General features: G+C 39.9%; 10 protein-coding genes. 8 read left to right on the plus strand and 2 right to left on the minus strand.

Going from position 1 to position 12,334, the window contains the following annotated elements; translation table 11 throughout:
- Positions 1-237: 237 nt before the first annotated feature.
- Positions 238-924, minus strand: a complete 687-nt coding sequence (locus V3595_RS17960) for a response regulator transcription factor (protein WP_485908622.1) — start codon at positions 922-924, stop codon at positions 238-240.
- A 137-nt stretch (positions 925-1,061) separates the two neighbouring features.
- Between V3595_RS17960 and V3595_RS17965 the strand changes: the two genes are divergently transcribed.
- Positions 1,062-1,949, plus strand: a complete 888-nt coding sequence (locus tag V3595_RS17965; protein ID WP_485908623.1) for a R2-like ligand-binding oxidase — start codon at positions 1,062-1,064, stop codon at positions 1,947-1,949.
- 126 nt (positions 1,950-2,075) lie between these two features.
- A complete protein-coding gene (locus V3595_RS17970; RefSeq protein WP_485908624.1) occupies positions 2,076-3,287 on the plus strand; it encodes an iron-containing alcohol dehydrogenase in 1,212 nt (403 codons plus the stop codon).
- 145 nt (positions 3,288-3,432) lie between these two features.
- On the opposite strand, the gene V3595_RS17975 is transcribed toward V3595_RS17970, so the two are convergent.
- On the minus strand, positions 3,433-3,687 hold the full coding sequence (locus tag V3595_RS17975; protein ID WP_485908625.1) for an alpha/beta-type small acid-soluble spore protein: 255 nt from the start codon (positions 3,685-3,687) through the stop codon (positions 3,433-3,435).
- Positions 3,688-3,918: 231 nt separating this feature from the next.
- Here V3595_RS17975 and V3595_RS17980 point away from each other — a divergent pair, with 231 nt between their 5' ends.
- From V3595_RS17980 to V3595_RS18005, 6 genes are all read left to right on the plus strand, one after another.
- Positions 3,919-4,653, plus strand: a complete 735-nt coding sequence (locus V3595_RS17980; protein WP_101225402.1) for a YqcI/YcgG family protein — start codon at positions 3,919-3,921, stop codon at positions 4,651-4,653.
- Between the two features lie 216 nt (positions 4,654-4,869).
- A complete protein-coding gene (locus tag V3595_RS17985; protein ID WP_485908661.1) occupies positions 4,870-5,511 on the plus strand; it encodes an FMN-dependent NADH-azoreductase in 642 nt (213 codons plus the stop codon).
- Between the two features lie 118 nt (positions 5,512-5,629).
- On the plus strand, positions 5,630-7,426 hold the full coding sequence (gene pepF, locus V3595_RS17990; RefSeq protein WP_485908626.1) for an oligoendopeptidase F: 1,797 nt from the start codon (positions 5,630-5,632) through the stop codon (positions 7,424-7,426).
- 231 nt (positions 7,427-7,657) lie between these two features.
- The gene (locus V3595_RS17995) at positions 7,658-9,904 is read left to right on the plus strand and encodes an AAA domain-containing protein (protein WP_485908627.1); all 2,247 of its coding nucleotides are present in this window, start codon (positions 7,658-7,660) and stop codon (positions 9,902-9,904) included.
- A gap of 287 nt (positions 9,905-10,191) precedes the next feature.
- Positions 10,192-11,190, plus strand: a complete 999-nt coding sequence (locus tag V3595_RS18000; RefSeq protein ID WP_485908628.1) for an LLM class flavin-dependent oxidoreductase — start codon at positions 10,192-10,194, stop codon at positions 11,188-11,190.
- Between the two features lie 93 nt (positions 11,191-11,283).
- A complete protein-coding gene (locus V3595_RS18005; protein WP_485908629.1) occupies positions 11,284-12,306 on the plus strand; it encodes an LLM class flavin-dependent oxidoreductase in 1,023 nt (340 codons plus the stop codon).
- Positions 12,307-12,334: the final 28 nt, after the last annotated feature.

A 12,334-nucleotide genomic window follows, 5' to 3' on the forward strand; every position in this document is an offset into this window, starting at 1 on the left:
TTTTCGCTGAATAGAATCATGTTTTAGAGCATCCTCATCCCCTCAAATGAAGACTTTAGGCAAAAGGGTTCTATCTAAAAGTTAAAACAAGTTGATTGGAACGAAGGGTACGAGACTCCTTCGGGAAAAGCGAGTGCCTGGAGAGGAAATCAACGTTCAAATTGAACAAACCGTAAAAAACTCGATTTTCATAGAGTTTGTTTATAGTCTGAAACCTTCTTTGAAGGTTTTTTTGTTTCACATAATCATTTTGTGTCTTAAGGCAACAGCGACGGCCTCGGTCCGGTGATTCACTCCCAATTTCCTGATAGCAGAAGAAATATGATCTCTGACTGTAAATTCACTAACGCTCATCTTTGGTGCCATTTGCTTTAATCCCAATCCATTGGCTAAATATTGAAGGACCTCCACTTCACGTTTGCTTAGAAGGTAAGTGGGAGGGGCGGAATCCAATGTCGAACCGACAGCCAATTTTAAATAATGGGAAAGCTTCATTAAATCATTCTTGGTAACAGGCTCGTTGGCGTGAATGGGATCAACCAACACTAAACCGATGGCCAAGTCATTTACAATTATCGGAATGATAGCCAATGAAGAGATGGAAAATCTTTTAACGTATTTTGCAGGGATGGAGGATTTCGCATGTTGGATGGTTAAATATATGGGTTTGTTATGGATGACTGCTTGGTGAATGGGGTATATATCATGAATATTTTCTTTAACATTATGTAATGAAAAGGTATCTTCACTTGTACATGCACATATTCCTTCACCCATTCCTGTTAAACATGAGTAACTGAATAAAGAAGCGCGTTGAAATGAAAAAAAATCCACACAGCCCTTTACGATCATTTGTGATTTATTTGCCATATCTTTTTGATGGGAAATCTTTTTTACATGATTCATCAGAGTTTCCTCAAGCATTCGACTTTATTCCTCCCTACATTTTCAGTGATAGGATAAATGCTACTAATATCTTACAATATAATGAAAACTCTTACAAATTTAAGAAATCCTTAGATACAAAAGTTTAAAGTTCTTAATTTTAAGGAGGCATTACCATGAAAAGAAAGAATTTAACGACCACCAGCCGGAGTTTTAGAGAAGATACCCTGCCATTTAAACTTTATCAAAAGGCAAAGAAATTCGGTATATGGAATCCTCGTGACATTGATTTCAGCCAGGATAAAGAAGATTGGGAGTCATTTACTGATATTGAAAGGCAAGTGTTATTACGGATCATTTCCCTTTTTCAGGGCGGGGAAGAAGCGGTGACTTTGGATTTGCTGCCCCTCATTATGACGATAGCCAAAGAAGGCAGGATCGAAGAAGAAATGTACTTAACGACATTTCTGTTCGAGGAAGCGAAGCATATGGAGTTCTTTCGTTATACATTAGATCAGATTGGTGAAACGGGTGATTTGACAGTTTATCACTCAGACACTTATAAATCGATTTTTTATGAAATATTGCCTGAAGCGATGGAGAAACTTTTATCCGACCAATCCCCTGAAGCATTGGCAGAAGCAGCCACTGTTTATAATATGTTTACCGAGGGTGTGCTTGCAGAAACTGGATATTTCGGGTTTTATCAGACGTTAGAAGCTAATAAAATGATGCCTGGTTTATTAAAAGGCGTGGGTCTTTTGAAGAAGGATGAATCACGTCATATTGCTTATGGGACCTTCCTGCTGCAGCGAATCATCAGTGAACATCCACATATCTTTAAACAGGTTGAAAAGAGAATGGAGGAACTTTCACCTCTGGCCATCGCGTTAAATACGGAGGGATATGATCGGTTAGGAAATCCATTTGGCAATGACCAACAAGCTATATTGAATTTTACCATGAAACAATTATCAGTGCGGATGGAGATTTTAGCCAGGGCAAAAGGCAAGGGGATTGAAGAAATCTATCAAAGTAACGAAAAGGAATATGGGGTTTTGTAAAGCAGATACAAGAGACAAGCTTACTATTTAGTACATTTGTTAATGAATGGCCATCAGGAATTTGGTAGCAGGGTATGAACAATCCTTAATAGAGAATTTAGACTAATATATCTGAGGTGGAATTTTATGAAGGCAAGCGCTCATTCGAATTTTTGGCTAAGGACTTCGGTTTACAGTGGCACTAACACTCGTTCACTCATTCCAAACCTTTTCAATGGTCTCGGGGCCAAAAGGATTCTACTCGTAAGTGATTGTGGCTTGGAAAATGCAGGTGTCGTTAAAAAAGTTGCCGAAACTTTTGATCAGCAGAAATTAGGTGCCAGAGCTGAAATAGTTGGACAGTTTCTGGGTGTTACACAAGACGCAGCGAGTGAATGTGTAAATGAAGCATTGAAATATGCACGCGAAGTGAATGCCGATGCCATACTTGCCATTGGTGGAGGGAGTGTCATTGATACCGCAAAGGCATTGAAATTCGGATTATTCAAAGGAATTACGGATATTAAAGATGCGATTCCAAGCGGTTATCTGTATGAGGGTTTTCCAAAAGCCCAATCCATGAATATCCCGCATATTTCCGTAGCCACAACAGCAGGAACCGGTTCTGAAGTATCCCCGATCGCAGTCATATATAATGAACATAAAAAAGTAAAAATGAATATATACAATGTTTTTTTAAGTTCGGATGTTGCCATTCTAGATCCCGAGTTAACAGTAGGACTGCCGTCTGACATTACGGCGTTTACTGGTGCAGATGCATTGACACATGCAATGGAAGCCATCGTTTCACCTGCGGCGACATCAATAACCGATGCTTATGCATTTCAGGCCATTCGAGTTATTGAAAGAAATTTACCGATGGCCGTAAAGGACGGAACGAATATTGAGGCCAGAATGGAAATGCTTCATGGAAGCATGATGGGAATCACTGCATTTTGTAGTGCATTAAATGCGATCCCGGTTCATAACTTTGCCCACGCATATGGGGCGTTATTCCGTATTCCTCATGGATTGGCCAATGCTGTGTTATTACCGATCGTCATGGAATCAACCCCGGATTTATATCTTCCAAAGGCCCATTTGATAGCCGAAGCCTTTAGTGTGAAAATCCATGATGAAGATTCAAAAGGGACCTTAGCGAAAGTGGTGGAAAAGCTCCGTGTTTTCCTATCCGATCTTGGGCTGCCCTCCGACTTCAGCGCCTATGGAATTAACCAATCCGATATGGAAAGAATTCTTAAAGCAGTAAGGACGGATCCAGCTGCCACTAATTACCCGATGTCGGAGGAATTAATAATGTCAGTAGTTTCAAGAGTTTCACCCGTGAGAATTAGTTAATATTAAAAAAAGCCAGCCCGTAAAGGTTGGCTTTTTTACGGTTTAATGCCATCCAACGTTATGCCCCAAAATTTTTTCCGTTTATTTAGTTCGTTTTTATATATGAGCTTTTGAAGGAGCACTACCAACCGGGATCGACTCCTTGTTAATGTTTTTTTCCTAAGTTTTCCTGTGCCATCTTTATAAGTTCCTTGACCATGCCTCCGCCTAACTTTCCGCCTATTCTTCCATTCTGCTTTGATGTCAGCTCACCGTTATAGTCTTTTTGCAGCGGTACGCCAATTTCCTTTGCTGCTTCAAACTTTGCTTCTTCGGGATTCTTTGTACCGGCAACTTTGGCTTTTAACTCATCGAGTCCTTTTCGCGCTTCAGATACTAGAATTTTCCTTCTTCTTGCCATTAAGGCATCACTCCTATTTTTTTCTTAGTTTATCCTAATGTAAAGAAAATGATTAACATGCAGATCGAATGTTTTTTATTTGAATACCGATGAACCTGGAGGAAGTCATAAACTCTTAAATAAAGAAGTAATTATATAGGGTGCACCTTATTGGGCTGCTTTGCGCTCCGAAGAAGTTTTAGTTTATTTAAAGCGGGTAACATATAATAAAACGATTTAAGGAGAAAAATGATGCTGACTGCTAATTCAAGTTTGTTAACAAAAGAAGACATGACAAATCCCGATCGAGTGCCGCAATGGCTAATCAAGGAATATCAAACATTTCATAATACAGTGACCGATAAAACCTTTCCTTGTTATTTTGGTATGAAAGCTGAAAATAAAGGGGAACTTCGTTATGCTTATATCACACAGAAAGATTGGTCCAATCTCCCAAAAGCAGTGGAAAGCTTTCTTGATTTATTTCAGGAACCACCATATATCAGGCACGGCCTTTTCGTTTTTATGGAGCCTGAATCGATAGAGGGTGATATAGAATTTTACCGTAAAAGGTTTTGGGATATCCTGCAATACCTTCATAAAGCGGATGAAAAACCTTGGCCAATTGAAAAGCCGAAAGATCCCGAGCATTATTTATGGGACTATCATTTTGCAGGGGAACCAATCTTTGTCTTTGGTAATGCACCTGCTTATAAACAGCGTAAAACCCGCGATTTAGGAAATAGCCTTGTACTTGGATTCCAGCCCCGGATGATCTTTGAAGGCTTGGAAGGAACGGAAAAAGGCGGAATCATGTCGCGTGAAAAGGTTCGGGAACGAGTGGAGAAATGGGATAATCTCCCTAAACATCCTGATATCAGTCACTTTGGAGATGTAAATCATAATGAATGGAAACAATTTTTCATTGGGGATGATATAGAACCGATTAAAGGTAAGTGTCCATTCCATCATAAAGAGTTAACTTAACCGAGGGCAAATTGTTCTCGGTTTTTTTCGCGTCTACATAGAAGGCGTGGGGATAAAAAATCCATTCGTGCAAATTCCTGAAATGGACATTTGAAAATAAAAAACATATTTCTTGCCTTATTGGATTTTCAGTTTTATAATGTGAAAGTAGCAATTGCAGTTAATTCGAGATATATGGATTAAATGCTATTTTTATAAAAACATACAAAATTAACAATTGGGGGAATAACAATGTCTAAAGTATTATTTGTTAAATCAAATGACCGCCCAGCGGATCAAGCTATTAGTGTCAAAATGTATGAAACGTTTCTGAACACATATAAAGAAGCAAATAGTAACGATGAAATAACTGAATTGGATTTATTTAAACTGAACTTACCTTACTACGGAAATACTGCAATTACTGCCCTATATAAACGCAACCAAGGCATTGAATTGACTGAAGAAGAAGTGGAGATTGCCGATATCGTGCAACAATACTTGAATCAATTCCTTGCTGCCGATAAAGTGGTATTTGCCTTCCCGCTATGGAACGCAACGGTTCCGGCACCATTGGTAACTTATATTTCTTATCTTGCTCAAGCGGGAACAACATTCAAATATACAGCTGAAGGCCCTGTCGGCTTAGCTGGAGGTAAAAAAGTGGCTTTACTTAATGCGCGCGGATCCGATTATGCATTGCCTGGGATGGATGCTGGCGAAATGGCAGAGAAATACGTAACGATGAATTTAAACTTATGGGGCATAACAAACCCAGAAACAGTCGTAATCGAGGGACATAATCAATACCCAGATCGCTCACAGGATATCGTTGCAGAAGGATTAGCGAAAGTTGCTGAAACTGCAGCAAAATTCTAATTATTAAAAGGGGAAACCAGTATGTATTTTTAGCATACTGGTTTTTCTATGCAGATTTTTCTGAAAGTCGATTATAATAAAGGGTAAGACTATAAGCATGAAAGGAAGTGCAGACAATTTGCAAACGTTTAAATCACGTGACGAAATAAAAATAGAAGAAACATGGAACTTAAAGGATATTTACGATGATCAGTCTAATTGGGAAAAAGATTATCAAGAAGTCCTGAAGATGACAGAAAAATTAAAAACTTATGATGGGCATATTCAGTCAGCTCAAGATTTGTTCGAGTATTTACGATTAAGTGAGGAACTTGGGTACATTTATAACAAGCTATATGTATTTGCCATGCTGCAAGCGGATTTGGATACTCGGGTAACCTCATCACAAGCATTACTGGATCGAGCTGGTAAGTTAGGGCAGAAAGTCAGTAATGCTTCTGCATTTTTCATGCCGTTTCTATTGAGCCTGGAAGAACACACATTAAAAGGGTACATAAAAGAAATCGAGGGTTTGAAATATTTTGAAGAGGATCTACTGGATTCCTTCCGTTATAAAGCCCATGTGCTAACGAAAGAACAAGAAGAGGTGCTTTCCCAAATAGGCGAAGCCTTTTCAGCTCCACAAAAAACGTTCGGGATGATCAACAATACTGATATAAAATTTGGGGAGGTTACGAATGAAGACGGCGAGAGGGTAGAGCTGACAAGGGGAATGTATTCCAAATTGATTGAAGACGATGATCGCGATAAAAGAAAAGAGGCTTATTTCGCCTATTATCAGCCATATGTACAATTGAAGAATACAATTGCTTCCACACTTTCCACAGCAATCAGGAATAATGTGAACCTTTCAAAACTAAGAAATTATCCATCTGCCTTGGAAAAATCCTTATTTGGAGATCAAGTTCCAAAAGAGGTATATGATAATTTGATTATGTCTACTAAGCAAAATATCGGACCCATGCATAAATACATTCATTTAAGAAAAAAATTGCTGGGTGTAGAAGAATTGCGTGCCTATGATTTGAGCATCCCATTAGTCGAAGGCGCTAAAGGGGAGATTTCTTACGATGATGGTTTTTCTTTGATGGTGGAGGCACTGAAACCTCTTGGCGAAGAGTATATCACAATCCTGAAAACCTTTAAGGAAAAAAGATATATCGACGTTAGGGAAACACCTGGAAAACGTTCAGGTGCTTACAATTTAGGACTTTATGGTGTTCACCCTTTCATCTTATTAAATCACCGTGATGATTTAGACAGTGTATTTACACTTGCACATGAATCTGGACATGGCATGCATTCATACTATAGCTCAAAATACCAACCGCAAATAAGTGCTGGGTATTCAATTTTTGTCGCTGAAGTTGCTTCCACAGTGAATGAAATCCTTTTAATTCGCTATTTAATTAAGACAACAAAAGACGTACAGAAGAAAAAACACTTACTTAACCATTTCATAGATAGTTTTAAAGGAACATTCTTCACACAAGTGATGTTTGCGGAGTTCGAAAAGATCGTACATGAAAAAGCTGAAAATGATGAACCTCTAAATGCCGAGGTTTTTAATACCGCCTATGAATCGATATTTCGTGCTTATAATGGAGATGAAATAATTTTCGATGAAGAAGTGAAGTACGGCTGGTCACGCATCCCACACTTTTATCGTCCGTTTTATGTCTACAAATATGCTACTGGTTACGTTTCAGCCATCACTATCGCTGATAAGATCCTCTCTGGGGACCAAAAAACACTTGAAAGTTATTTGACCTTCTTGAAAAGCGGGAGTTCCGATTTCCCATTGGAGCTGCTTAAGAAAACAGGCGTAGATTTAACTAAACCTGATCCAATCGAAAACGCAATGAAGATTTTCAGCGATCTTGTCGACCAATTCACTGAGTTGACAGAAGGCTAATCTAAACCATTTCTTCCAAAAGAGCCCATGGTATGATGTTATAAAAAATGCTATAGTTAAAACATTGGCGTAGGAGAGGCCCAATCTATTGATTGGGCCTTATTTTATATGCTTAAGAAACAGGTAATGCGCGAAAAAGTCTTGGTAATAGCGTTATTTTCTACTTCGGAGCCTAGCCAATGGGCCAGTTTCTTTGTACTTCAATGGCATATTTTGTGAGGAAAGTGAAAAATGAATTCGACAGTTAATTATATAAAAGAATGGCAGCAGGCGCTTCAACTTGAAATCCTGCATTTAAAAAAATATGGCAGCACAAAATACCTGGTTTCGAACGGCCATCTGCTTACAGGTGACGATTCTTTCAACTATTATTTCGAAACAGGTTCATCGATAAAAATCCCTGTCGGTTCCCTCGTTCGACTGGAATGGGGAGGGATTAAGCAGGAGGGAAGAATCCTCTCATCGGAAGGGAAAAGTATAATCATTGTTTTTGATCGCTCGCTAGGCGATATGATTGATGAAGCCTTTTTATACCACGACCCCTGGGAATTGCTGGAGCAATTGATCATCCGCTTGGATGAAATCAAGAGAAGCAAAAGGAAAAGGCTTCGGATCAAGCGCTTGATGGATCCGTCCATGCCGCAAAAACATCCTTTAATTGAAAAACAAAGCAGCGTGAAAGAATTATATGCCCGCTCGAAATTCAACCCTGTCACTTTTGTTTGGGGACCCCCTGGAACAGGAAAAACCTATACATTGGCTCGTACAGTAGCCAATCATTATTTACAGGGTAAAAAAGTTCTGGTTTTGTCCCATAGCAACCAGGCTGTCGATGTTTTGATGGCTGAAATTTCGTCATTCATTAAAAAGAAAGATCGTTTCAAAGAAGGCGATGTGCTACGCTATGGATCTCAAATCGGTGAATCACTAGCCATCCATGATGATATTGTTACAGGGCAATTATTAGGTAAACATGAACCGACATTAATTAAAGAAAAAGAAGAGCTTGGCGAAGAGAAACGTCTGTTAAAGCATGACTTGGCAGGGTCCTTCAGTAAAAGGGATACAGATCAATTAATTGAGATAGAGAAAAAGCTGGCGAAAGTCTTGGAGAAAATCCGCCAAAAAGAGATTCAATTCGTAAAAGAAGCCAAAGTCATCGGGACGACTTTGGCTAAAGCCGCAAATGATGAAACGGTTTATCAAAAGGAGTATGATCTGGTCATTTTGGACGAAGCGAGTATGGCATACGTACCTCAGGTGGCTTTTGCGGCAGCGTTAGCCAAGCATATTATCGTTTGTGGTGATTTCAAACAATTGCCACCTATTGCTTCGGCTCGTGATTCCCTAGTGAAACTTTGGCTGAAGGAAGACATTTTTCATCGGGCTGGTGTCGCCCATTCTGTTGAAGAAGGAGAACTTCATCGTCATTTATTCCTATTAAAGGAACAGCGCCGCATGCATCCGGATATTTCAGCATTCACTAATCGTGTCGTCTATAACAATTTTGTTGGCGATCACAAAAGTGTTGCGACCAGCAGGGAGGGAATAATGCTGGCGGAACCATTTGCCAATAAGGCAGCGGCACTGCTCGATACTAGCTTAGCAGGGGAATATTGCATCACTGAACGGACATCCCACTCGAGAATGAATATATGGCAATTGCTTTTATCTTTTCAACTGATTCATGAAGCTTATGTGGGCGGGGCAAGGTCAATTGGTTATGTCGCCCCATATCGTGCCCAGGCAGATTTGATGGAAAAACTATTGGATGACTTATATGACAAAGAACGGCAAACGGCGGATATCATCGCTGCAACTGTACATCGTTTCCAGGGAAGTGAACGAGAGATGATGATTTTTGACACAGTTGATAGTTATCCGCAAAACAGGGCTGGAATGTTATTGACAGGGAGAGAAAGTGAAAGGCTCATTAACGTGGCCATAACAAGGACTAAGGGTAAGTTCGTACATGTATGTGACACTTCATTTGTTAACAAACACGTTTATCGCAGCAAAACACTTCGTCAGCTTGTCGATCATCAAATTCAAAATGATCAGATTGTATCAAAGAAAGACATTGGAAAATGGGTTAAACATCAGCATCCGAGATTACAATGGATGCATGCCCGTAAATTGGGGGACTTTCAGGAAGATATTGAATCAACAAAACAAGAGATGATTTTTGCTGTTCCGGATTTGAACAGTTTGTCAGAAGAATGGCAGCAATATTTAATGAAACGAAACCCTGCAGTGAAATTGACGATCATTTCAGCAAAAAGAAACCCTGATATCCACTCTGATCAATTTATTTGTTCACCTGTTTCCTTTTCGTTTATCATCTTGGATAAACGAGTTGTCTGGCTAGGTTTGCCCGTAGAGTCCAATAATCGGGTCCAGCCTCCATATATATCGGCTCGTTTGGATTCTAAAATCATGGCAGATGAATTACTATCTCAATTCAAAAAAAGTGAATAGCTCGGGAAAGGCCCTTAATAAGGGCTTTTCTTCATTTACATATATATACTTAAAAAGACCTCGATAGAATAAAGTGATAACTCCTTGATCTACCTGCCGTCATTAATATATTAAAACAAACACCTCGCTAGAATATATAATGGCTCCATACTCCCCAATTTGAATTCAACTCCTTATATTTTTTGCTAAAGGCTGCAAACTAAAATAACAAAGCAAGCGTTTCAGGCGACTTTCGACTAGTTATGATTTACCATTAAGTTACGAAAGACTAGAAAGGAGGTAACAAAATGAAACTTGGCATTTTGGATCAATCCCCAATTGCATCAGGACAATCAGCACAAGAAGCCTTGCAGGCTTCACTGCAACTCGCACAAGAAGGAGATAGACTTGGTTATAGTAGAATCTGGTTAACTGAACATCATGATCTCCCGGGATTGGCCTGTTCCGTTCCAGAGGTTTTGATAAGCTATATTGGTGCACAAACAAAAAATATCCGGATTGGTGCAGGGGCAGTGCTGCTTCCACATTATAAGCCATACCGGATAGCAGAGACTTATAATATGCTAGCTACACTTTTTCCTGGCCGGATTGATATGGGAATCGGGCGGGCTCCTGGTGGATCTGCCGAAGCAACGATGGCATTATCCGATAATTTTCTTCAGAATGTTTACAAAATGCCTGACCTAGTTCAAGAACTGTTGAATTTTCTAAGAGATGAATTTCCGAAAGAACATCCCTTTTCAAATGTCTCTGCTGCTCCTATCCCAAAGGTGCCGCCTGAACCATGGATACTGGGAACAAGCGGGAAAAGCGCAAAACTTGCCGCTGAGAATGGTACTGCATACGCATTTGGTGAATTCATGAGTGAAAATGATGGAGTGCAGAGCTTTCATCAGTACCGTGAACACTTTCAAACAAAAGGGTTGGTTAAAGAACCTAAAACAATCGTTACGGTTTCGGCCATTTGCGCAGAAACGGAGGAACATGCGAAAGAAATCGCCCTTAGCAACATCCTATGGAAAATTCAAAGTGGACAAGGTGAAAGAAAGCAGGTTCCAAGCATAGAAGAGGTAAGGAACCATGATTGGACTGAAAAAGAAAAAGCACTGATGGAAACCATGCATGAAAAACTGATTTTTGGTACCCCTTCACAAGTGAAGTATCGGCTATACGAGATTCAGGAGAAATATCAAGCAGATGAAATCATGCTGATAACCATCACTCATAAGGTGGAGGATAGGCTTAATTCGTTTCGTTTGATTGCACGGGAAGTTCTTAACGGTTAATCCGTTCGAGCATTTTGTGTGCATTTTGTGTGCATTTTCTATATGATGGCTTTGCGTCCAATTTATCATAATTGAAAGAAAGAAGATGAAGATATGAATGCTGATCAACATGAAAAAAAACTTAGCGACATTTCTTTTTCCGTTCTGGACCTAGCTTCTATTGTTGAGGGTGGTACAGTTTCGGGAGCTTTTAAAAATACAGTAGATTTAGCCAAGCATGTGGAGCAATGGAATTATAACCGTTTCTGGGTTGCAGAACATCATAGCATGCCTGGGATTGCAAGCTCTGCAACGTCAGTGCTTATAGGCTATGTGGCAGGAAAGACGGAAAGAATTCGCGTCGGTTCTGGTGGCATAATGCTGCCGAATCATGCACCGCTCGTTATCGCAGAACAATTTGGTACATTGGAAGCAATGTATCCTGGTAGAATAGATTTAGGGCTGGGGCGTGCTCCGGGAAGCGACCAATATACAGCCATGGCTCTCCGGGGTGATGTACGTAATAACGGTCAGGATTTTCCTGAACAATTGGCGCAGCTCCGCAGTTATTTAGATGCGGATTCTAAACATAATCGTGTTCGCGCCATCCCTGGAGAAGGACAGGACATTCCGATTTGGCTGCTTGGTTCAAGCGGCTTCAGTGCAGCATTATCAGCTCAGCTGGGATTGCCATTTTCATTTGCAAGCCATTTTTCCCCTGAAAATACTCAACCAGCTTTAGCCCGTTATCGCAATAATTTCCAACCATCCGACGTTCTCGATAAACCTTATGTCATGGTTGGTATCAATGTATTTGCAGCTGATACTACAGAAGAAGCGCAAAGGATTGCTACATCTTATCAACAGCAGTTCTTGAATTTGATACGGAACACGCCCGGTCAACTTGCTCCTCCAGTTGATACAATGGAAGGCCTTTGGACAGAATATGAAAAGGCCATTGTCATGAAGCAGCTGAACGCTTCCATCATAGGAAATCCAAAAGAGGTAAAAGAGCAGTTGCAGGCATTTTTAAATGAAACACAGGCGGACGAAATGATTATAAACTCTGCCATTTATGATCAGGTTGCACGCCTTCGTTCTTATGAAATCATTGCAGAGGTTACTGGAATGAAATAAGTGTCAAAGAATGAGCTTGCAGATTCCG

The sequence above is a fragment of the Bacillus sp. CFBP9009 genome, from assembly GCF_036541465.1.
Taxonomy (GTDB): Bacteria; Bacillota; Bacilli; order Bacillales; family DSM-1321; genus Peribacillus.